This window comes from Micromonospora siamensis (assembly GCF_900090305.1).
Lineage (GTDB): Bacteria > Actinomycetota > Actinomycetes > Mycobacteriales > Micromonosporaceae > Micromonospora > Micromonospora siamensis.
This window is the reverse complement of sequence record NZ_LT607751.1, coordinates 4,468,303-4,492,015: the sequence shown is the minus strand read 5'-3', so window position 1 is coordinate 4,492,015 and position 23,713 is coordinate 4,468,303. Positions and strand designations below refer to the sequence as shown.

The window sequence follows — 23,713 nt, the reverse complement described above, 5'->3', positions numbered from 1 at the left end:
TGGACGGCCCGGCACGTCGGCCGGATCACCCCACGTCCACCGCCAGGTCGGCCGCCGCGAGGAAGTCCGCCACCAGGTCGGCGGTGTCCTCGATGCCGGTGGAGACCCGCACCAGGCCGTCCGAGATGCCGGCGGCGGCCAGCTGCCCGGCGTCCACGATGCCCGCCCACATCGAGCGGGGATGCACCACCAGCGTGCTGACGCTGCCCAGGCTGGCCGCGCGTTTGGCCAGCCGCAGCCCGCCCAGCAGCGCCGTGGCGCCCGCCCGGCCGCCGCGCAGCTCGACGCCGAGGACCCCGCCGAAACCGGTCATCTGCCGGCGGGCCAGCGCGTGCTGCGGATGCGACGCCAGCCCCGGGTAGCGGACCCGCGCCACCGCCGGGTGCCCCTCCAACGCCCGGGCCAGGGCGAGGGCGTTGGCGTTGTGCCGCTCCACCCGCAGCGGCAGCGTCCGGATGCCACGCAGCAGCAGCCAGGCGTCCACCGGGCCGAGGGTGGCACCGGTGACGATCGCGGTCCGCCACACCCGCTCGATCAGTGCGGCGGAGCCGACGACCACCCCGGCGGAGACGTCGGAGTGCCCGCCGAGGAACTTGGTGCCGCTGTGCCAGACCAGGTCCGCCCCGACGGCCGTCGGACGCTGGTTCACCGGGGTGGCGAAGGTGTTGTCCACCACCACCAGCGCCCCGGCCGCGTGCGCCAGCTCCACCACCGCCGCCAGGTCGGTCAGCTCCAGCAGCGGATTGCTCGGCGTCTCCACCAGCACCAGCCGGGTCTGCGGCCGCAACGCCCCGGCGAACGCCGCGGTGTCGGTCTGGTCGACCTGGGTGTACGCCACCCCGAACCGGGGCAGCAGGCCGGTGGCGAGCGAGGTGGTGCCGCCGTACGTGCTGCGCTGCACCACCACGTGGTCACCGGCGCGCAGCAGCGCCAGCGCGACGGTGCTGATCGCGCCCATCCCGGAGGCGGTGACCAGCCCGGTCTCCGCGCCCTCCAGCGCGGCGACGACCGCCGCCACCTGCGCGTGGTTCGGGTTGCCGTACCTGGTGTAGAAGGCGCTGCCCCGGCTCTCGGTGGCGATCTCGGTGAACCGCTCGTCGGACTCGGCGCTGAACGTCGCGCTCTGCACGATCGGCGGGGCCACCGCCGCACCGGGGACCAGGCCGTCGTCGCCGTGCACGGCGGCCGTGCCGAGCCCGGTCACGAGCGCGCCACCCGGTCCACCAACCGCCCGTAGCTGCCCAGGGTCAGGAACTCGGGCAGCGTGAGGTCGCTGCCGTGGCGCTGCCGCAGCACGGTGACGAGCCGCAGCGCCCGCAGCGAGTCCCCACCGGCGGCCGACCAGTCGGTCGCCGGGTCACCCGGGGCGATCCCGAGGACCTCCTGCCAGGCCGCCGCCACCCGGGTCGCCCACCGGTCCCGGGCGTCGTCCCCGGTCGCCGGCCCGGTCGGTACGGCCGGCAGCGGCGCGGTCGGGTCGGCGGCCAGCAGCCGGCGGAAGCCGTCGGAGAAGGCGTCCACCCGGTCGGCGGGGACGGTGCGGTGGTCGTACTGGACGGTCAGGGCCAGCCGGCCCGTGTCGGCGTCCAGCTCGGCGTCCACGGCGAGGCTGAACGCCACGTCCACGGTGATCCCGCGACTGTCCACGATGCGGCTGCCGCCGCCGGCCGGCCCGTTCGGGAAGTGGGTCCAGTTGAAGAAGTGGTCGAAGCGGGGACCGGCCCCACCGGCGCGGACGATCTCGGCGAGCGGGAAGCGGTGGTGCCCCATCATCCGCCGTTCGGCCCGCCACACCTCGGCGGCCAGGTCGGCCGGGGAGCGGGTGCCCAGCGTCAGGCCCACCGGCAGGGTGTTGAGGAACAGCCCGAGGGTGGCGTCGCTGCCCTCGCCCTCGGGCCGGCCGCCGACCACCAGTCCGGTGACCACGTCGTCCCGCCCGGCGAGCTCGCCGAGCATCCGCAGGTGGACCGCGAGCAGCCAGGACTTGACCGGTACGCCGGCCGCCCGGGCCGCCGCGGTGACGACCTCGGTGGCGTCCCCGCGCAGCGGCACCCGCTGGGTGGTGGTGGTCCGCGGCGCCGGGCCGCCGAGCAGCAGCGGTGGCAGCGCGCCCGGGCCGTCCAGCCAGAACCGGCGGGTGCCGGGGTCGGCCAGGGCGGCCCGCTCGGCCGCCACGTACTCCCGCACCGGCAGGCCCGGCCGCGCCGGGTACGTCGTGCCGGCGCGCTCCCGGTCGTACGCGGCGAGCAGGTCGGTGCGGAACAGGTGCAGGCTCCAGCCGTCCAGGACGGCGTGGAACTCGGCGATGATCAGGGTGAACGTGTCGGCGTCCTCCTGGACGGCGTGCAGCCGCAGTAGCGGCGGGCGGGTCAGGTCGAAGGGGCGTACCCGTTCCTGGGCCACCAGGTCGTCGATCCGGGCCCGGCGGGTCTGCGGATCGGCGCCGCTCAGGTCCGTCACCGGCACCTCGACCGGCACGTCGGTGTGCACCAGCTGCAACGGCTCGGAGTACGCGCCCAGCGCGAACCCGGTCCGCAGCACCGGATGGGTGGCCACCAGACCGGCCGCCGCGCGGCGCAGCGCCGCCGCGTCCAGCGGCGCGGCGATCCGGTGCGCGGTCACGTTGTGGTACATCGCCGGGTCGCCGGTCACCTCGCAGTGGTAGACCATGCCCTGCTGGAGGGCGGTCATCGGGTACGCGTCGTCGAGTCCGCCGGGCAGCTCCGCCCGGTCCGCGGCGGCCACCAGCGCGAACCGCCCGGCCGGCTCGGCCGCGACCTGCGGCGCCACTCCGTCCAGGGTGATCTCGCCGTGCGTCACCAGCTCCCGGATGGTCTGGTACGTGAAGATGTCGCCCAGCCGGAAGGACAGCCCGCGCCGGTTCGCCGCGACCTGCACCTGGATGCTGCGGATGGAGTCGCCGCCGAGGGCGAAGAACGGGTCGGTCACGCCGACGCCCGGCACGCCCAGCACCTCCCGCCACGCCTCGACCAGGATCGCCTCCGCCCGGTTGACCGGCGCCACGGCCGGGCCGTCGCCGGGCCGGTCGAGGCGGGGCGCGGGCAGTGCCGCCCGGTCCAGCTTGCCGTTGCCGGTCAGCGGCAGCGCGTCGAGGAGCACCACGGCCGCCGGCACCAGGTGGGCCGGGAGCCGGTCGGCGAGCCAGCCGGTCAGCCGCTCGTCGAGCGGGCCGGTGGCCGGCCCGTCCGGCACGGTCACCGCCGGACGCGGGTCGGCGGCGTACTCCGGGCGTACCGCGTGCAGGGTGTGCCGGTCGGTGCCGGCCAGCAGGTCGTCCTGCCGGGTGACCACGTCGAAGCCGCGGGCCTCGAAGAGGGCCACCAGCTCGGCCAGCCGGCCCGCGGTGTCGGTGCCGGGGGCGTCGTGCACCTCCATGGCGACCTGGGCGACCAGCGGCCAGTGCCGGTCGGCCAGCCCGGCGAGCACGTCCGCCTCGGCGCGCTGCACGTCGATCTTCAGCAGGTCGATCCGCTCGGGCGCCAGCTCGTCGAGGACGTCCGACAGCGGCCGGACCGGCACCGTCAGCTCCCGGCCGGCGAACCGCTCGACGAGCAGCTCGTCGACCCGGTCCAGCAGCACGTCCCGCTCGCCCGCCCCGGCGTCCCGCTCGTTGGCGAGGAACCTCTTGATCACCGCCACCTCGGCGTCCGGATCGGCGTACGCGGCGTGGCCGGACATCATCGAGTAGCCCGGGTAGTAGGTGAACGAGACCTCCCCGTCCGCCCGGGACAGCCCGAAGGGATGCACCGTGGCCGGTACGCCGAACGCGGCGACGTTGCGGCGCAGCAGCCCGGCCACCGACGGGACCGGCTCGAAGGCGTGGATCGTCGCGTCCGGGCAGGCGGCGTGCACGAAGAGCGAGAACATGCCGATGTTCGCGCCCACGTCGAGCACGGTCGCCCCGGGACGCAGCACGATGCCGTCGCGCAGGTACACCCGCTGGACGAAGATCTCGTCGTACAGGTAGCGGGTCTCGTGCGGGTTGACCCCGGCGATCCGCTCGACGTCCACGTCGACGGCGCGGGTCGGTCGACCCGGGCGGACGTAGGCGACCAGCCGGTCGCCGTGCCCGTCGTCGTCCCGGGCCACCACGGCCGCGTCGGCCACCTCCGGGTGCCCGCGCAGCACCGCGGCGACCTCGCCCGGCTCCACCCGGAACCCGTGGATCTTCACCTGGTCGTCGAGGCGGCCCAGGTAGCGCAGCCGCCGGTCGGCGTCGAAGCGGACCCGGTCGCCGGTGCGGTACACCCGCTCGGTGCGCCCGGACGGCAGCTGCACGGAGACGAACCGCCGGGCGGTGGTCTCCGGGTCGCCCCGGTAGCCGTCGGCGAGCTGCGGCCCGGCGACGCACAGCTCTCCGGCGACCCCCGGCGGGACCGGGCGCAGCCGCTCGTCGAGCACCCACACCGTGACGCCGGGCAGCGGCCGGCCGATGCTGGGAGCGTCCCCGGCACGGATCTCGGCGGCGCTGGTGTCCACGGTGCACTCGGTCGGGCCGTACAGGTTGACCGCCCGGACGCCGGGCAGCGCGGCCACCGTCTCCCACAGGTCGGGCGCGACCGCCTCCCCGCCGAGCAGCAGCAGGCCGGGCAGCGGGCGGTCGCCCGCCCCGGCGAGCAGGATGCGCAGCTGCGACGGGGTCAGGTCGAGCACGTCGACGTCGTGCGCGGCCAGCGTGTCGGCCAGCTCCGCGCCGTCGCGGCGGGTCTCCTCGGGCACCAGGTAGAGGCCGCGGCCGTGGCCGAGCTGCACCAGCTGCTTGATCGAGGCGTCGAAGGTGAGCGGGGCGTTCACCGCCACCCGCAGCCCCGGCCGGCTGCCGGCGTGGACGGCCGATTCGAGGGCGTCGGCCAGGTGCGCGGCGGCGCCGTGCGACACCTGCACCGGTCGCGGCGTGCCGGTCGAGCCGGAGGTGAAGATGACGTACGCCGGGTCGGTCGGGGCGGGCGGCGCGGCGGGCGACGGCTCGCCGGCCGCGACCAGGTCGTCGACCGACACGGTCGCCGGGCCGCCGGCACCCACCACGAGCCGCGCGCCGACCGCCGCGAGCTGGGCGGCGAGCCGCGGCGCCGGGGCGTCCGGGTCCAGCGGGACGAAGACCGCCCCGGCGCGCAGCACGCCGAGGAACGCCACCACGGTCTCCCGGGACCGGGTGGCCAGCACCCCGACCGGGGCGCCCCGCAGCCCGCGCGCGGCCAGCGCGCCGGCCACCCGCGCGGCCCGCTCCCGCAGCTCACCCGCGGCGTAGCCGCCGTCCGCGGCGAGCACCGCCACGGCGTCGGGAGCCATCCCGGCCAGGCCCGCGTCGAGCAGCTCCACGAGGGTACGCGTCGACGCCGCACCCGGGTCGCCGGCCGCGTCGGCCAGCCAACGGGCCTCGGCGTCGCCGAGCCCGGTCGGCGGCGTGCCCTCGGCCAGCGCGGCCGGCAGGCTGCGCAGCACCGCGAGCAGCGAGTCCAGCAGCCACTGGCCACCGACCACCCGCAGCGAGATCCGGTCGCCGTCGACCAGCGCGGTGAGCTGCGGGCCGGTGGCCGCCGCCGGGGTGCCCACCTCGACCGCGCCGGCGCCCAACCCGGCCAGCGTGGTCGGGTCCACGACGTATTCCACCGCGAAGCCGGCGACCGCGCCGGTCTGCTCGTCCACCGGCTCCACCAGGTGGAACGTGCCGTCGGCGGCCACCTCGGCGGCGCGTACGGCGGCCAGCAGATCGGCCGGGGCGGCGGGCAGCGGCAGGGGCAGCCGCAGCGGACCGTAGCCGCCCAGCGGGCCCACCACGGTGGTGGTGCCGGCGGCGTGCCGGCCGTCGTTCCACCGGGCCAGCACCAGCTCCGCCTCGTCGGCCCCGTCCGGCGCCTCCGCCCGGCGGGCCACCGCCACCGCCCAGGCGGCCAGCAGCACGGTGCCCGGCTCGACGCCGGCGGTCCGCGCCACGTCGGTCAGGCCGGCGGTGTCCACGGTGGCGGCGACCGGGGCGCTCGGGTCGTCCCCGTGCGGGGTGACCAGCCGGGCGGCCGGGGCGGCCGGCGCGGCGGCCGGGGCCGCCTCGCGCTCCTCCAGCTGCCACTCGGCGACGTCGAGGAACTGCAGCGCCTCCGGGTCCTCCGGCAGCGTCTCGCCGGCGTACGCCCGGGCCAGGTCTGCGAGGACCAGCCGCAGGCCGGCCGGGTCGGCGATCAGCGGGGTGGCGGCCAGCTCCAGGGCGTCGTCGGTGAGGGTGACCGACAGTTCGCCCTGCGCGCCGACGGTGACGACGCGGTCGTCGTCGACGTCCTGCATCGGCACCCGCAGGCCGGGGTGGTGCACCAGGACCAGCCGCAGCGCCTCGTGCCGGGCCACCACCGTGTCCACGGCGGCCTGCAACCTCGCCCGGTCCAGTGGGCGGTCCAGGCGCACCCGGGCCCGGACCAGGTCGTGCTTGTGCGACCAGGCGAGTCGCTGGATCGGGGACAGACGGTAGCCGTTCACGCCACGCTCCGGTTCACGTAGAGGTCGGACATGGCGACCAGGATCTGCCGGTCGCCGCTGAAGGGTTCGCGACCGTGGGTCGCCAGGAAGTTGTCCACCACCAGCACGTCGCCGCGCTGCCAGGGAACCGACACCGCGTGTTCCCGATACAGCTCGCGCAGCCCGGTGGCCACCTCGTCGGGGATCGGCTCGCCGTCGCCGAAGTACGCGTTGCGGGGGAGCCCCTCCGGGCCGTACTCGCGGGTCAGCGCGGCGGACACCTCCGCCGGCAGGTTCGTGGCGTGGAACAGGTGGGCGTGGTTGAACCACACCGTCTCCCCGGTCCGCGGGTGGGTGGCGACCGCCTGCCGCCGGGCGACGGTCCGCAGCCCGTCGGCGCCCAGCCAGGTGAACTCGGTCGCCGACGCCGCGCAGTACGCCTCGACCTCGGCCCGGTCGGTGGTCTGGAACGCCTCCTGCCAGGGCAGGTCCAGGTGCGGGCCGTAGTTGCGCACGTAGCGCACCCCGTGCCGCAGGAACCGCTCCCGCACGTCGGTGGGGATCAGCGGGGTGGTGACCCGCTCGCTGGCCAGCGGGGTGGCCCCGCCGCTGCCGGTGGCCGGCTGCCCGCACCAGAAGTACAGGTATTGGGGCCAGTTGTGCGAGTACGACATCTCGTGGTGCAGCGGGATCCACTGCCCGGCGTTGAACTCGGTGGAGGTGAAGACCCGGTCGGCGACCTCGTGGCGCGGGGCGGCGCGTTCCAGGTAGCCCAGCAGGTCCGGGCCGACCGCCCGGGCGGCCCGGCTGAAGTCGTCGGGGGTGCGGACGTCGAAGCCGCGGAAGAACACCGCCCCGTGCCGGTCCAGGTCGGCCAGCAGCTCCGCGCGTCGGCCGGCCAGCCAGCCGGCCAGGTCCAGGTCGGGGACGGCGGCCTCGACGAGCAGCACGAACTCGTCGTCGACGAGCGCCCGGCGGGTCACCGGCGAGCCGATCGTGCCGGTGCCGCGCCGGCGGGGCGTGGGCCCGCTCATGCCGGCTCTCCCGTCGTCCCGTCGCGTCGGGCCGTCAGCTCGGGGGCGGCGACCGGGTCGGACATCGCGGTGAGGATCCGCCGGGGCGGGGTGAACGGCTCCCGGGCGTGCGCGGCGAGCATGTTCTCCACCAGCAGCACGTCGCCGCGCTGCCAGGCGAAGGAGCGGGTCTCCGCGGCGTACGCGGCCCGCAGCTCGGCCAGCACGTCGGCGCCGATCGGCGTGCCGTCGCCGTACGCGGTCTGGTAGGGCAGGTCCTCCTCGGCCAGGGCGGCCCGCAGGCCGGCGCTGACCTCCTCGGGCAGCGACGTGACGTGGAAGAACAGCGCGTGGTTGAACCAGGTCCGCTCGCCGGTGACCGGGTGCCGGCGTACCGCCGGGCGGACCTGCCGGGTCCGCAGCTGCTGGTCGCCGACCCACTCGGTGTCGATCAGCGCCCGCGCGCAGTACGCCTCGACGTCCTCCCGCCGTTCGGTCTGGAACGCCGTCTGCCAGCTCAGGCTGATCCCGGGCAGGTAGTTGCGCCGGTAGAGCACCCCGCGCCGCTCGAACTCGGCGACGGTCTCCGGACGCAGCCGGGCCAGCACCCGCCGGCTGTCGGCGAGCGGCGTACGCCCACCGGCGCCCGGCGCCACCTCGCAGTGGAAGACGATCCGCAGCGGCCAGTTCACCGTGTACGACTGCTCGTTGTGCAGCACGATCGGCTGGTCGGCCGGGTGTTCGGTGGAGGTGTAGACGCCCTCGGTGACCTGGCTGCGCGGCGAGGAGCGTTCGCCGTAGGAGAGCACGTCGTCGGAGAGCGCGCCCATCACGGTGCGGAAGTCGGCGGCGCCGGCCACGGCGAAGCCGCGGAACAGCACGGCGCCGTGCCGGCGGGCCAGCTCGTCGACCCGGTCGCGGTGCCCGGCCAGCCAACCGGCCAGGTCCACGTCCGGCAGGTTCGCCCGGACCAGGGCCGGCAGCGGGCCGCCGGGCCAGTCGGGGCGTACCTCCACCAGGTCGCGTTCACGGCCGCGCCGGGGGATGGTCCGCGCGACCCGGGTCGGTTCAGTCATCTCTCACTCCCAGGGTGTCGACGCAGTCGGCGAGACTGCGCCGGGGGTCGGCGGCGGCGGTTCGCAGCAGCGCCGTGAACCGGCGGTGCCAGGCGACCACCCCGTCGCGGTCGAACAGGTCGGTGCGGTACGTCCACAGTGCTGTCAGCCCGTCCCGCCGCTCGTCGAGCCAGAGGGTCAGGTCGAGCCGGGCGGTGTCCGGGGTCAGCTCCACACCGGTGAACCGGACGCCGTCGGCGGTGCGGTGCCGGGCCGCCGGGGCGTTCTGCACCCCGAAGGCCACCTGCACCAGCGGGGTGCGGCCCGGCGGTCGGGCGGGCCGCAGCCGCTCCACCAGCAGGTCGAAGGGGACGTCCTGGTGGGCGGCGGCGAAGAGGGTGACCCGGCGGGCCTCGGCGAGCAGGTCGGCGAAGCGGCGCTCGGGTGTCGGGCGCAGTCGCAGCGGCACGGTGTTGACGTGACAGCCGACGCTCGCCTCGGCGGCGACGCTGGTCCGGCCGGCGAACGCGACGCCGACCAGCAGGTCGCCCCGGCCGGTGGCCGCGCCGAGCAGGGTGGCGAACGCGGCCAGCCCGACCATGTGCAGGCTGACCCGCTCGGCGTGGGCCAGCCGGCGTACCGCGTCGGCGGTGGCCGCGTCCACGGTGGTCCGCAGCGCGGCCCCGGCCGGCGGTCCGGACCGCCCGGGCGGCGGCCGGCGCGGCGTGCTCACGGTCGCCGCCCGGTCGGGCTGCGGCCCGGTGCCCGCCCACCGGCCGGGCGGCGGGGCGGCGGGCAGGTCCAGCAGGTCGGGCGCGCCGCGCAGTTCGTCGAGCAGGTCGGTCAGCGCCAGCCGTCCCGCCGGCCCGGCGAGCCACTCCCGCTGGGTGGCGGCGAACGCGGCCGGTCCGGCAACCGGGGACCCCGGCGCGTCGGGATCGTCGTACGCCCGGGCCAGGTCCCGCACGATCAGCCCGAACGACCAGTCGTCGCAGACGATGTGGTGCACCACCAGCAGCAGCGCCACCGCCCGGCCGGTGTCGTCGGGCAGCAGGTGGGCGCGGAGCAGCGGCCCGGTGGCCAGGTCCATCGGGGCGCGGGTGGCCTCGGCGGTGAGCCGGGTGAGCCGCTCGTCCAGGGGCGTACCCGGCTCGGGTGGCGCGACCGTCGGCAGTGGACCGGCGGTGACCAGGACCCGCTGCACCGGTCCGTCCGCCCCGGCCGGGAAGACGGTGCGCAGGGCCGGATGCCTCTGCACCACCCGGCGGAGCGCCCCGGCCAGCCGGTCCGGGTCCAGCGGCGCGTCGAACCGCACCGCGAAGGCCAGCAGGTACGAGGTGTCCGCCGGGTCGAGCCGGTGCAGGAACCACAGCCGGGCCTGCGCGGCCGACAGTGGCGCGCCAGCGGGCGGCTCCGGATCGGCCACCGGCGCGGCCGGAGCCCGACCGCCCGGCTCGGGGGTCACCGCCGGGACCGGACCGGCCGGCGCCGGCTCGGCGGCCAGCCGGTCGAGGTGGGCGGCGAGCGCGGCGACGGTCGGGTGGGCGAAGAGGTCACCGGGCCGCACCGGCCGGCCGGTGGCCACGGCCAGCCGGGTGGCGCAGCGGACCGCGAGCAGCGAGTCGCCGCCCAGGTCGAGGAAGTCGCCGTCGGCGGCGACCGGCACGCCGAGCACCTCCCGCCACACCGCCGCCACCGTGCCGGCCGTGCCGGCGAGCGCATCGCCGTCCGATCCGGCGTCGAAGGTGGGGGAGGGCAGCGCCGACCGGTCGACCTTGCCGTTGGGCAGCGTGGGCAGCCGGTCCAGCCAGACCACGGTCGCCGGGACCAGGGGCGCGGGCAGGACGGCGGCCAGCCGGGCCCGGACGTCGTCGCGCCGCTCGCCGACCAGGTAGCCGACCAGCAGCGGGTCGCCGCTCGGCCCGGTGCGGACGGCGGCGGTGGCCTCGCGTACGCCGGGCAGGGCGGCCAGCCGGGCGGCCACCTCGCCCAGCTCGATCCGGTAGCCGCGCAGCTTCACCTGGTCGTCGAGGCGGCCCAGGTAGGCCAGCTGCCCGTCGGGGCGCAGCCGCACCCGGTCGCCGGTGCGGTACATCCGCTCACCGGGGCGGAACGGGTCGGCCAGGAACCGGGCCCGGGTCTCCTCGGGCCGGCCCAGGTAGCCGCGGGCCAGGCCCGCCCCGGCCAGGTGCAGCTCACCCGGCTCACCCGGCGGGACCGGCCGCCCGTTCTCGTCGAGGACGTACGCCCGGGTCCGTGGCAGTGGGCGGCCGATCGGCGGGTCCCCGCCGTCCGGCGCCACCTCCGCCCAGGTGGAGTACGTGGTGTCCTCGGACGGGCCGTACAGGTTGCACAGCCGGCGTACCTGCGGACGGGCCCGGACCCGGGCGGCCAGCGCGGCGGTGAGCGGCTCACCGGCCAGGCAGACCGTCCGTACGCTCGCCGGCAGGGCGTCGGCGGTGAGCAGTTCGCCCATCGCGGAGGGGACGGTGTTGACCAGGGTGACCGGCAGCCGGTCCGCGCCCGGGGCGGCGAGGGCCAGCACGTCGTCGACGAGCAGCACCCGGCCGCCCCAGCAGAGCGGGCCGAAGATCTCGAAGACGGACAGGTCGAAGCAGACGGAGGTGGCGGCGAGCATCCCGCCCAGCTCGACGTCGTCGAAGGTCTGCCGGACCCAGTGCATCAGCACCGACACCGAGCGGTGCTCGATGGCCACCCCCTTGGGCCGCCCGGTGGAGCCGGAGGTGTAGATGACGTACGCCAGGTCGGTCGGGCTCGCCGGCACGGCCGGGTCGCCGCCGTCCGCCGGCAGGTCCAGGCGGTCGACGGGGACGGCCAGTCCCGGGAAGCGGTCGGCCAGGTCGGCGCGGGTCAGCACCAGCCGGGCCCCGGAGTCGGCGGTCATGAAGGCCACCCGGGCCGCCGGGTACGCCGGGTCCAGCGGGACGTAGCAGGCGCCGGCCTTGAGCACGGCGAGCAGTGCGACCACCAGCTCCGGGGTGCGCGGCAGGCACACCCCGATCCGGTCCTGCGGGCGCACTCCCCGGGCGAGCAGGACCCGCGCCAGCCGGTTCGCCGCCGCGTCCAGTTCGCGGTACGACAGCGTGCCCCGGGCGTGCCGGACCGCCTCCGCCAGCGGGGTCCGGGCGGCCTGCGCGGCCACCATCCGGTGCAGGCAGTCCACGGCGGACGGGCCGGGGGTGGGGCGCCGGCCGCCGGTGCGGCGGGTCGGGCCGGCGGGTCGGGCCGGGGCGCTCATCGGCGACCACCCGCCCGGACCGGCGCGGCCCCCCGGCGGTGCTCGGCGAGCCGGCGGTCCGCCTCGGCCTGGAGGCGGTCCTTGTCGGCCAGGACGACGGTGCCCGGATCGTTGTCGGGCAGTTCGTCCTCGATGTCGCGGATCGGCCGGTAGGCGATGCCCGCGGCGGCGAGGGCGAGGGCGCAGAGGCCGGCCACGATCGCCGCGAGGGCCATGCCCCGGCCCGGCCCGGTGCCGACCAGGGTCGCCAGCGCCCCACCGGGTGACACCAGCGGGGCGAAGACGTGCTCGGCGAGCGGTCCGGCGGAGAGGAAGCCGGCCGGCACCATCAGCCAGGACAGCATCTGGCCCATGGACAGCACCCGGCCCTGCAGCTCCAGCCCGACCTTGGCCTGCACGATGGCCAGCCAGTGGGTGTTCACCAGGGCGGTGGCCAGCCCCATCCCGAACAGGCCGAGCGCCGGGAAGAGCGGGTCCGGGCGCAGGCCCACGGTGAGCAGCGACGCGCCGAGCAGCACGACGCTGCCCAGGATGCCGGTGGTACGCCGGGCCGTGCCGCCCCACACCCCCATCAGCACCGAGCCGACGAGCATGCCGACACCGCTGGCGGCGAGGACCCGGCCGAGCACCGCCGGATCGCCGAAGGAGAGGGTCAGCGGGGTGACCAGGACCTCGACCATGGCGAAGAAGTAGTTCAGCGACGCGGTCAGCACCACCAGCGCCACCAGCCCGTGCCGGCGGACGATGAACCGCCAGCCGCCGAGCACCGCCCGCCGGAACGACTCCTCGCGCCTGACGAAGAGGGTGTCGGGGAAGCGCACCGACAGGGTGACGGTCACCGCGACGGCGAAGGTGAGCAGGTCGATCACGACGATCCCGCGCAGCCCCACCGCGATCACCAGCGCCCCGCCGAGCAGCGGCGCCAGCACCGTGCTCGTCGCGGTGCCCAGCGAGACGATGCCGTTGGCCCGCCCGTAGTACCGCTTCGGCACCAGTTGCGTGACGGCCGCCAGGTACGCGGGTTGCTGGAAGGCGGTCGCCACCGCGGTGACGGTGACGGCGGTGAACACCTGCCACAGGTGCAGCTGGCCGAGCCAGAGCAGCAGCGCCAGGCTCACCGTGCCGGCCGCGGCCAGGCAGTCGGCCACGATCATGATCAGCCGTCGGTCCCACCGGTCGGCGAGCGCGCCGGCGATCGGGGAGAGCACCACGGCGGGCAGCAGCGCCAGGACGGTGGCGGTGGCGAACAGCGACACCGACCGGGTCTGCTGATAGACCCACAACCCCATGCCGAACCCGGTCAGTCCGCTGCCGACCAGCGAGACCAGCTGACCGATGGCGACCAGGTAGAACACCGTGAGGCTGGGCGTCGCCCGCCGGGCGGCCGGCGCGACGGCCGTCGGCTCGGGGACCGCCTTCGCGGGCCGGACCGCGCCGGCCGGCTCGGGGACCGCCGGCGCGGCTCCGACCGCGGGTCCCGGCGGGGGTACGTCGGCGCCCGCCGCCTGCCGCTCGCGAACGCCCGGGTCGCAGCTGGCCAGGATGATCCGGGCCACCTCGGCGGGCTGGTGCTTGGCGAAGTAGTGGCCGGCGCCCTCGATCACCTCCAGCGACACCCGGTCGGAGAAGAACTCCCACTCCAGGTACCGCTCCTGGTACAACTCCGTGGCCCGGTCACCGCCGCCCACCACGCAGACGATCGGCGCCGACAGCTTCGGGGACAGCCCGGTCGCGTAGACGTCGGTGTAGTAGTCCTCGCCCATCGCGGCGTCGGCCAGGACCACCCGCATCACGAAGTCCTTCTCCCGCTCGTCGAAGACCTCGGTGAAGAAGCCCATCGCGCGCAGCGCCTCCAGCGTCCGCCGCTTCGACGTCCACCGCTGCGTCGGGAACCAGCGGTGCAACCAGCCGAACACCCGGCCGGGCAGGCGCGGGGCGGGGAAGTGGGCACCGATCACCACCCCGGTCAGCTCCACCCCGGCCGCCTCCAACCGGCGGCCCAGCTCGACGGCCTCGGCACCGCCCATGCAGTGCCCATACACCGCGACCGGGCCGCTGATCTGCTCGACCACCTCGGCGACGCAGCCGTCCACCAGCTCGTCCAGGCCGAGCAGGGGCTCGTCGGGGCGGTTCAGGTCGTGCCCGGGCCGCTCCAGCGCGTACAGCCGCACGCCGGGTGGCAGGGCGTCGGCGAGTGGCTGGAAGGTGATCGCGCTGCCGGCGGCGAAGGGTACGCAGACCAGGGTCAGCCGGGTGGGCGTCGCCGGCCGGGCCGGGGTCAGCTCGTGCAGCAGCCGCCCGGCGGAGCCCCCGGTCTCGGCCAGGTGCGCGGTGAGCGCCCGGATCGTCGGGTGGCGGAACAGGTCCAGCACGCTGATCGCCGGGTCGGTGCCGGAGAGGGCCTTGATCGCCTTGAAGGAGTCGCCGCCGAGGTCGAAAAAGTCGTCGTCGATGCCGACGCTGTCGTACCCGAGCACCTGCGCCCACCGGTGCGCCAGCGCCGCGCGCAGCGGTGTGTCCGGCGGGCTGGCGCCGACGGCGGTGCGGCCGCGCACCGGCGCCGGCAGGGCGGCCCGGTCGACCTTGCGGTTGGCGCTCAACGGCATCCGGTCGAGCACCACGAACGCCGACGGGACCATGTGGTCGGGTAGGAAGTCACGGGCGAAGGCCCGCCACGGCGCCGGGTCGACGTCGAAGTCCGGCACCGGCGCCGCGTCCGGGTCGGGCCCGGTCGCCGCATCGCCGGTGAGCGTCAGGTACGCGACGATGCTCTTCTCCCCGTCGTCCTCGCGGACCACCACAGCGGTGTCCCGGACCGACGGGTGACCCCGCAGCACCGCCTCGATCTCGCCCAGCTCGATGCGGAAGCCGCGCACCTTCACCTGCGAGTCGGTGCGGCCGGCGAACTCGATCCGGCCGTCGGGCAGCCAGCGGGCCAGGTCGCCGGTGCGGTACAACCGCCCACCACCGAACGGGTCGGGCACGAAGCGTTGTCCGGTGAGCTCCGGGTCGCCGAGGTAGTCCCGGGCCAGCCCGGCGCCGCCGAGGTACAGCTCGCCCAGCACCCCCACCGGGACCGGCGAGAGCCGCCCGTCCAGCACGTACGCCCGGACGTTTCCGATCGGGCGGCCCACGGTGACCCGGGTGACGTCGGTCCCCAGCCGCTCCATCGTGGACCAGACCGCCGCCTCCGTCGGGCCGTACAGGTTCCACAGCGCGCCGACCCGTTCGGCGAGTTGCCGGGCCAGCGGCGCGGAGACCGCCTCGCCGCCGCAGACCGCCGTGAGGCCGGGCAGCCCGGCCCAGCCGGACTCGATCAGCAGCCGCCAGGTCGCCGGGGTGCCCTGGGCCAGGGTGACCCGCTCCGCGGCGAGCAGGGCGGCCAGCCGTGGCGCGTCGTAGCCGACGTCCCGGCCCACCAGCAGCATCCGGGCGCCGACGACCAGCGGCAGGAAGAGCTCCGGCACGGACATGTCGAAGGCGAAGCTGGCCATCGCCAGCATGGTGCCGTCGGCGGTCAGGCCCGGCCGCTCGCGCATCGCGGCCAGGGTGTTGACCACCGCGCCGTGGGTCACCCGGACCCCCTTGGGGCGGCCCGTCGACCCGGACGTGTAGATCACGTACGCCAGGTGCTCCGGCCCGGCCGACGGCTCCGGGGCGGTGTCCGGCCCGGTGTCGGCCACCGCACCGGCGAGCAGCACCTCACCGGCGTACCCGGTGAACCGGTCGGTGAGGTCGGGTTCGGTGACCAGGACGGTGGCGCCGCTGTGGGTGAGCACGTACCGCTGGCGCTCGACCGGGTAGTCGGGGTCGACCGGCACGTACCCGCCGCCGGCCTTGAGCACGCCGAGCAGGGTGACCGGCAGCTCCGCCGAGCGGTGCAGGCAGACGGCGACCGTGCGGTCGGGGCCGACGCCGGCGCGGCGCAGCCGGTGCGCGAGCCGGTTGGCCCGGGCGTCGAGCTCGGCGTAGCTGAGGGTGGTCGTCCCGAACGTCACCGCCGGCCGGTTCGGGTTCGTGGCGACCTGGTGCTCGACCAGCTCCACCAGGGTCGGCGTCCGACCAGGCGGCACCCCCGGCCAGTCGTACGCGACGGCGGTGTCGTTCCACCCGGCGACCCGGTCCAGCTCAGCGGGGGTGAGCACGGCCAGATCGCCCAGCCGGGTGCCCGGGTCGGCGACGGCGGCGGCGAGCAGCCGCTCGAGGTGGCCCGTCATCCGCTCGGCGGTGGCCGCGTCGAACAGGTCGGTGTTGTACTCCAGCCGGAACCGCAGCCCCTCGGGCACCTCGTACGCGTACAGGGCGAGGTCCTGCTGGGCGATGCCCGGCTCGACGGCGAACTGCGTCAGCCGCAGCCCCTGCGCCCGCAGCTCCCGCTCGGGGACGTTCAGCATGTTGAACATGACCTGGAACAGCGGGTTGCGGCTGAGGTCCCGGGGCGCGTCGACCAGGTCCACGAGCCGCTCGAACGGCACCTCCTGGTGGTCGTACGCGCCGAGCGCGGTGCGCCGGACCTGCCCGAGCAGCTCCTCGAAGGTCCAGTCGGCGTCGACGGTGGTCCGCAGCGGCAGCATGTTGACGAAGAAGCCGACCATCGGTTCGAGTTCGGCGCGTACCCGGCCGGCCACCGGCGTGCCGACGCAGATGTCGCGCTGGCCGGTCCAGCGCCACAGCAGCGTCTTCCAGGCGGCGAGCACCGTCATGGCCAGGGTGGCGCCCCGCGCCTGGCTGAACCGGCGCAGCTCGTCGGCGGTCTCCGGGGACAGCAACCGGGCGTGGGCCGCGCCGTGGAAGCTCTGCACCGGCGGCCGGGGCCGGTCGGTGGGCACCTCCAGGACGGCGGCCACCCCGGCGAGCCGCCCACGCCAGTACCGGACGTCCTCGCTGTCCGGGTCGGCCAGCCGGCCGCGCTGCCAGCGCGCGTAGTCGCCGTACTGGATCACGAGGTCGGGAAGGGGCGAGGGGCGGCCGTGCACGGCGGCGTCGTAGCCGGTGGCCACCTCGTCGGCGATGATGCCCAGCGACCAGCCGTCGGAGACGGTGTGGTGCATGGTCAGCGACAGCACGTGCCGGTCGTCGGCGACGCGCAGCAGCACGGCCCGGAACAGTGGCCCGTGGGCCAGGTCGAACGGGCGCCGGACGTCGGCGGCGAGCGCCGCGTGCGCCCACGGCGGCAGCGCGTCGGCGACCGCCGGCTCCACGATGCTGCGCGGCGCCGGGCCGGTGCCGTGGGCGTCCGCCGGCGGGCCGACGACCGGCAGGTCGACCGGGCCGGGCGGGAGCACCCGCTGGACGGGGTCGCCGTCGTCGCCGAGCGGGAAGACCGTGCGCAGCGACTCGTGCCGCCGGACCAGCTCGTCGAGGGAGCCCTTCAGCGCGTCGACGTCGAGGTCGCCGTCGAGCAGCAGGGCCGTGCTGACGGTGTAGGCGTCCTGGTCGTACGCCCGGTCGAGGAACCACAGCCGGTGCTGCCCGGAGGAGAGCGGCGCCGGTCCGGCGTCGGCGTCGGCGCGGGGGAGGGCCGGTGCGGCGGCCGGCCGCACCGGCTCGGCGGCGGGCGCGGTGGCCTCCGTCGGCAGGGTGGCCGCGAGTCCGGCGACGGTCGGGGTGGCGAAGACCGCCTCCAGCGGCAGCGCCACGCCCAGGCGGGCCCGCAGCCGCACCACGAACTGGGTGGCCAGCAGCGAGTGGCCGCCCAGCTCGAAGAAGTCGTCCAGGGCCCCGACCGGTCGGATGCCGAGCAGGTCCGACCAGAGCTCGGCCACGCACTCCTGGGCGGGTGTGCTCGGCGCGACGTAGGCGGTGCTGAGCGCCGGCCGGTTCCCGGCGGTCTCCGGCGCCTCCGGGGTGGTCGGCTCCGCCGCCGGCAGGGCGGGCGCGGGGCCGGTCGGGCCGGTCCTCGGCGCCGGGTCGATCCAGTAGCGGTGCCGCTCGAACGGGTAGCCGGGCAGGGCCAACCGGCGGCGCGGCCCGTGGAACCGTCCCCAGTCGACCTCGACGCCGGCCAGCCAGAGCCGCCCGACCGCGTCGAGCAGCGTGGTGAGGTCGTCGGCGTCGGCCCGCGGGTGCCGCATCGCCGCCACCACCTGGCCCGGCCGCAGGCCGGCAAGCCGGGCCAGGCCGCCCAGTGCGTGCCCGGGGCCCAGCTCGGCGAGGACCACGTCCTGCTCGGCCAGGAGCGCCGCGGACTCGGCGAACCGGACCGGGCGGCGCAGGTGCTCCACCCAGTACGCCGGGTCGGTGACCTGCCCGGGCTCGACCGGCCCGCCGGTCAGGTTGGTCAGGTAGGGGCGCTGCGGTTCGTGGTAGGTGACCCGGCGGGCGTGCGCGGCGAACTCGTCGAGCACCGGGTCGAGCAGCGCCGAGTGGTAGCCCCGGGTGACCCGCAGCGGCCGGCACTGCACCCCGTCGCCGGTCAGCCGGTCGCGTACCGCCTCGATCGCCTCCGGGGTGCCGGAGAGGACGCACAGCTCGGGCGCGTTGACCGCGGCCAGCGACAGGTCGCCGCCCAGCAGTTCGGTCGCCGCCGCCTCGGGCAGGCCGACCGCGAGCATCGCCCCGGGCGGGGTGCGCTCGGCCAGCGCGCCCCGGGCGGCCACCAGCCGCAGCGCGTCGGCCGGCGAGAAGACGCCGGCCAGGCAGGCGGCGACGTACTCGCCGAGGCTGTGCCCCACCATCAGGTCCGGGGTCACCCCGCGGGCCTCCAGCGACCGGGCCAGGGCGTAACCGGTGACGAAGAGCGCGGGCTGGATCAGCCCGGGCCGGGCGAGCAGCCGCTCCGCCGCCGGGTGGCCGTCGGGCTCCGGGCACAGCAGCGTACGCAGGTCCAGGCCCAGATCCTCGCGGAGCAGGTCGGCGCACTCGTCGACCACGGCCCGGTAGGTGGGCTCGCCCCGGTACAGTCCGGCGCCCATCGCCACGTGCTGGGCGCCGTGCCCGGGGAACGCGAACACCAGCGCCCGCGGGCCGCCGGGGTGGGCGCCGCCGAACTGCCGCTGCGGCGCGTCGAGGGCGGCCAGCGCGTCGGCGCGGTCCGCCGCGACGAGGAACCGCCGGTGCGCCATCGGCTGCCGCCGGCCCAGGGCCGCCGCCACGTCGGCGAGCTCCGCCCCGGGTTGCCCGTCGAGCCAGTCGCGAACCTGGCGGGTCTGCCGCTCCAGCGCCCCGGGCGTACGGGCCGACACGACCAGCAGTTGCGGCCCGGTGGCCGGGGCCGGCGGCGGGGTGGGCGGGGCGGCCGGCGGCTCCTCCAGCACCACGTGCGCGTTGGTGCCGCCCATGCCGAACGAGCTGACCCCGGCCCGGCGGGGACCGTCGCCGGGCCACGGTCGGGCCGTGTCGGGGAGATGGAACGGGCTGCTCGCGAAGTCGATCCCCGGATGGGGCCGGCGTACGTTGATCGTCGGCGGCAGCGTCCGGTGGTGCAGCGCCAGCACGGTCTTGAGCAGGCCGGCGATCCCGGCCGCGGCGTCGGTGTGGCCGATGTTGGCCTTGACCGAGCCGAGGGCGCAGAAGCCGCGCCCGTCGGTGCCCCGGCGGAACGCCTCGGTCAGGGCGGCCACCTCGATCGGGTCACCGAGGGTGGTGCCCGTGCCGTGCGCCTCCACGTAGCTCACCGAGCGGGGGTCCACGCCGGCCGACGCGTGGGCCGCGGTGATCACCGCGACCTGACCGTCGACGCCCGGCGCGGTGTAGCCGGTGCGGCGGGCGCCGTCGTTGTTGATCGCCGAGCCCCGGATCACCGCGTAGACGGTGTCGCCGTCGGCGACGGCGTCCTCCAGCCGCTTCAGCGCGACGACGCCGACGCCGCTGGAGGCGATGCTGCCCCGGGCGTCCGCGCTGAACGGGCGGCAGTGCCCGTCGGGGGAGTAGACCCCGCCGTCGTGGTGCAGGTAGCCGCGCCGCTGGGCGGGGAAGACGCTGACCCCGCCGGCCAGGACCAGGTCCGACTCGCCGGTGAGCAGGCTCTGCCGGCCCAGGTGCACGGCCACCAGCGACGTCGAGCAGGCGGTGGCCACGGTGACCGCCGGACCGGTCAGGTCGAGCTTGTAGGCGACCCGGCTGAGCAGGAAGTCCTTGTCGTTGCTGATCGACAGCTGGTGCTCGCCGAGGGTGTGCAGCAGCTCGGGGTGGGTGCTCAGGTGGTCCAGCAGGTACGCGCTGCGCCCCGAGCCGGCGAACAGGCCGATCCGACCCGGGTGCCGGGCCGGATCGTAGCCGGCGTGCTCCAGCGCGTGCCAGGCGCACTCCAGCAGCATCCGGTGCTGCGGGTCGAGGGTCTGCGCCTCGCGGGGCGTGATGCCGAAGAAGGCCGCGTCGAACTCGTCGATCCCCGGCAGCCAGGTGCCGGAGCGGACGTACGCCGGGTCGTCCAGCCGGTCCGGGTCCGCCCCGTCGGCCAGCATCTCCTCGACGGTGAACTCCCGTACCGACTCGACCCCGGTACGGATGTTGTGCCAGTACTCGTCGACGTCCCGGGCCCCGGGGAAGCGGCCGGCCATGCCGACCACGGCGATCAGCCCGTCGGGCCGGCCGGTGTCGTCGCCGGCCCGGGGCCGGGGGAGGCGGGCCGGCGCGGGGGCGGGGGCTGCCGGGGCGGTGGCCCCGGTGGTGACGGTGGTCAGGTACGCCGCCAGCGACTCGACGGTGGGGTTGCGGAACAGGTCGGTCACCGTGACGGCGTCGCCGAGCTGTTCGCGCAGCCGGCGCAGCACGGCGAGCAGTCGCATCGAGTGGCCGCCGAGGTCGAAGAAGTTGTCCCGGGCGCCGATCTCGGCGACGTCGAGCACGTCCTGCCAGACCTCGGTGACCAGCCGTTCCATCCGGATCCGGGTGGCGTCCCAGGTCGCCGGGCCGGGCTCGGCGGGGGCGACCGGCGGCGGCGCCGGCGCTGTCGTCGGGCGCGCTCGGGACGGGGCGGGCAGCGCGGCGGTGTCCACCTTGCCGTTGCCGGTCAGCGGCAGCGCGTCGAGCAGGACCACGTCGGACGGGACCAGATAGGAGGGTAGTTCGGCGGCGAGCGCCGCCCGCAGGGCCGCGGCGTCGGTCGGCGAGCCGCCGGCGACGTACGCGACCAGTCGCGGGTCGTCCGGGTCGTCCCGGCGCAGCTGCACCGTCACGTCGCCGTCCGGGTGGTGCCGGCGTACCGCCGCCTCGATCTCCCCGCACTCGATCCGGTAACCGCGCAGCTTGACCTGGTTGTCGGTGCGGCCCAGGTATTCGAGGTTCCCGTCGGGACGCCGGCGCACCAGGTCGCCGGTGCGGTAGAGCCGCGCGTCCGGCGCGGACGAGAAGGGGTGCGGGACGAATCGTTGCGCGGTCAGCGTCGGCTGGTTCAGGTAGCCGCGGGCCACGCCGGCCCCGCCGACGTACAGTTCACCGACCACGCCCACCGGGACCGGGTTGCCCCACGAGTCCAGCACGTACAGCTCGGTGTTGGCGATCGGCCGGCCGATCGGGACGGAGCCGTCGGTGGGGGTGGCCGGGTCGACCTCGTACGCGGCGCAGCCGACCACGGTCTCGGTCGGCCCGTACTCGTTGACCAGCGCGGTGCCCGGGGCGTGGGCCCGCCACGGCGCCACCTGGTCGGCGCGCAGGTTCTCGCCGCCGATGACGAAGCAGCGGGTCCGGTCGGCCAGCTCGGCGGGACCGAGCTGGTGGCGTACCAGGTCGAGCTGGGCCGGGGTGATCTTCACCAGGCCGAAGGCCGGCCGCTGGGCGCGCAGCGCCTCACCGAGCGCCTCCGGGCCGAGGTGGTCGCCGAGCATCCGCACGGTGGCGCCGGCGACCAGCGGGACCAGCAGGCTGGTGACGGTCAGGTCGAACCCGACCGACGAGTGCAGCGGGACGACGTCGCCGGGCCGCAGCCGGTATGCCTGGGCCGCCCAGCGCACGTAGTTGCAGACGCCCCGGTGGGTGACCATGACGCCCTTGGGGCGGCCGGTCGACCCGGAGGTGTGGATGACGTACGCCAGGTCGTCCGGGGTGGGTGCCGGCCGCCGGCGTGGCCGCCGTCGCGGTCCGCCGCCGTTCGGTCCCGGTGGTGCGGCCGGGACGGGCGCGTCGGGCTCCGGCATCAGCAGCGCCGTGCCGTCGGGCACGAGGTGTGCCAGCTCCGGGCAGGTGAGCACCACCGACGCGGCGGTGTCATCGATCAGGTAGCGCAGCCGGGCCGGCGGGTTGGCCGGATCCATGGGTACGTAGGCCGCGCCGGTGCGCAGCGTGGCCAGCACCGCCACCGCGAACGACACCGAACGGGGCAGCAGCACGCCGACCAGGTCGCCGATGCCGACGCCCCGCCCACGCAGCGTTGCGGCCAGCGCGTCGGCCCGCGCGTGCAGCTCGTGGTAGCTCAGCGCCGTGTCGCCGTCGGTCACCGCCACGCGAGCGGGGGTACGACCGGCCTGCCGCTCGATCAGCAGGTGCACCAGCTCGTCCGGTGCGGTGGGGGTGGCGGTGCGGTTGGCCGCCACGACGAGCTGCCGGTGCTCCTCGTCGGTGAGCATGGTGGCCGAGCCGACGGGTGCGGTCGGGTCGGCGACCAGCGAGCGCAGCAGCGTCTGGAAGTGCCCGGCCAGCCGGCCGATGGTGTCCTCGTCGAACAGGTCGGTGCGGTACTCCAGTTCGGTGCGTACCCCGTCGGTGTTCTCCCGTACCGAGACGGTGAGGTCGAACTTGGCGGTGCTGGTGGGCACCTCGACCGTGGTGACCTCGAGGCCGTCGAGCCGGGGCGGGGTGGCCTCCCGGCCGTACACGAACATCACCTGGAACAGCGGGGTGAAGCCGGGGCGGCGGGCCGGGCGCAACGACTCCAGCAGCGCCGCGAAGGGCAGCTCGCCGTTGGCGAGGGCGTCGAGGGCGGCGGTGCGGACCCGCCCGAGCAGCGTCTCGAACGACGGGTCGTCGTCCAGCCGGGCCCGGACCGCCACGGTGTTGAGCAGCAGTCCCACGAGCTGCTGGGTCTCGGTCCGCCGGCGGTTCGCCACCGGCGTGCCGACCACGATGTCCCGCTGTCCGGTCCAGCGGGCCAGCAGCACGTGCAGCGTGGCCAGCATGACCATGTACGGGGAGGCGCCGACGCGCCGGCACAGCGCCTGCAGGCCGTCGGCGGGCACGTCGAGCGGGACCGACAGGGTGGCGCCCGCGCCGGAGGGCACCTCGGGCCGGGGTCCGCGGGTGGGCAGCTCCAGCACGGCGGGCGCGTCGGCGAGCCGGGCGTGCCAGTGGTCGCGCTGCGCCGCCGCCTCGGTTCCGCGCAGCCAGTCGTGCTGCCGGGCGGCGTGGTCGCGGTGGTCGACGGTGACCGGGGGAAGCGCGGCCGGCCGGCCGGCGCGGTGCGCGGCGTAGAGCCGTTCCCACTCGTCGTGCAGGATGCCGAGCGACCACTCGTCGACGGCGACGTGGTGGAAGGTCAGCAGGAGCACGTGCTCCTGGGACGTGCACCGCAGCAGGTTCGCCCGCAGCACCGGTCCGTGTTCCGGATCCAGCGGTACGCGCGTCTCGGCGTGCAGCCGGGCCTGGAGTTCCTGGTCGCGCTGCCAGTCCGGCAGTCCGCTCAGGTCGTCCACCCGCAGCAGTCCCGGGCGCGGCTCGTGGACCACCTGGAGCAGGCGCGGCGTCGCGTCCCGTCGTCCTGACCCGTCGACGGCCGGGTCGGCCGGCACCAGGGTGGTCCGCAGTGCGGCGTGCCGGGCCACCAGGGCGTCGAGCGCCGCCGCCAGCGCCGGCACGTCCAGCGGCCCGCGGAGCCGGTAGGCCAGCGGCACCAGGTAGCCGGCCGGGTCGGGGTCGAGTCGGCTCAACGACCACATCTGGTGTTGCTCGTGGCTGGCCGGGACGGGACCACCGGTCGGGGCGGCGTGGGCAGGGTCGGGCGGCGCGACGGGCGTCGCCGGCCGGGACCTCAGCACGTCGGTCAT

At 76.2% G+C, this 23,713-nt stretch carries 6 protein-coding genes; all 6 read right to left on the bottom strand.

Features of this window, described 5'->3' with window-relative positions; all coding sequences use genetic code 11:
• Positions 1 to 25: 25 nt before the first annotated feature.
• From GA0074704_RS20655 to GA0074704_RS20630, 6 genes are read right to left on the bottom strand one after another with little or no spacing between them, the layout of a single operon-like run.
• The gene (locus GA0074704_RS20655; protein WP_088972026.1) at positions 26 to 1,204 is read right to left on the bottom strand and encodes a trans-sulfuration enzyme family protein; all 1,179 of its coding nucleotides are present in this window, start codon (positions 1,202 to 1,204) and stop codon (positions 26 to 28) included.
• Positions 1,201 to 6,489 carry a non-ribosomal peptide synthetase gene (locus GA0074704_RS20650; protein ID WP_088972025.1) on the bottom strand — a complete coding sequence of 1,763 codons (5,289 nt, stop codon included), beginning with the start codon at positions 6,487 to 6,489 and terminating at the stop codon, positions 1,201 to 1,203. The genes GA0074704_RS20655 and GA0074704_RS20650 overlap by 4 nt, the downstream gene beginning before the upstream one ends.
• On the bottom strand, positions 6,486 to 7,502 hold the full coding sequence (locus GA0074704_RS20645; protein WP_088972024.1) for a TauD/TfdA family dioxygenase: 1,017 nt from the start codon (positions 7,500 to 7,502) through the stop codon (positions 6,486 to 6,488). Before GA0074704_RS20645 ends, GA0074704_RS20650 begins: the two co-directional genes overlap by 4 nt.
• Positions 7,499 to 8,557 carry a TauD/TfdA family dioxygenase gene (locus GA0074704_RS20640; RefSeq protein ID WP_088972023.1) on the bottom strand — a complete coding sequence of 353 codons (1,059 nt, stop codon included), beginning with the start codon at positions 8,555 to 8,557 and terminating at the stop codon, positions 7,499 to 7,501. The genes GA0074704_RS20645 and GA0074704_RS20640 overlap by 4 nt, the downstream gene beginning before the upstream one ends.
• Entirely contained in the window at positions 8,550 to 11,795 is a 3,246-nt protein-coding gene (locus GA0074704_RS20635; protein ID WP_088972022.1) for a non-ribosomal peptide synthetase, read from the bottom strand. The genes GA0074704_RS20640 and GA0074704_RS20635 overlap by 8 nt, the downstream gene beginning before the upstream one ends.
• Positions 11,792 to 23,713 carry a hybrid non-ribosomal peptide synthetase/type I polyketide synthase gene (locus GA0074704_RS20630; RefSeq protein WP_088972021.1) on the bottom strand — a complete coding sequence of 3,974 codons (11,922 nt, stop codon included), beginning with the start codon at positions 23,711 to 23,713 and terminating at the stop codon, positions 11,792 to 11,794. The genes GA0074704_RS20635 and GA0074704_RS20630 overlap by 4 nt, the downstream gene beginning before the upstream one ends.

Coding starts and splice junctions, on each gene's coding strand:
- GA0074704_RS20630 (WP_088972021.1), bottom strand. CDS start 23,713: ATGACCGACGTGCTGAGGTCCCGGCCGGCGACGCCCGTCGCGCCGCCC.
- GA0074704_RS20635 (WP_088972022.1), bottom strand. CDS start 11,795: ATGAGCGCCCCGGCCCGACCCGCCGGCCCGACCCGCCGCACCGGCGGC.
- GA0074704_RS20640 (WP_088972023.1), bottom strand. CDS start 8,557: ATGACTGAACCGACCCGGGTCGCGCGGACCATCCCCCGGCGCGGCCGT.
- GA0074704_RS20645 (WP_088972024.1), bottom strand. CDS start 7,502: ATGAGCGGGCCCACGCCCCGCCGGCGCGGCACCGGCACGATCGGCTCG.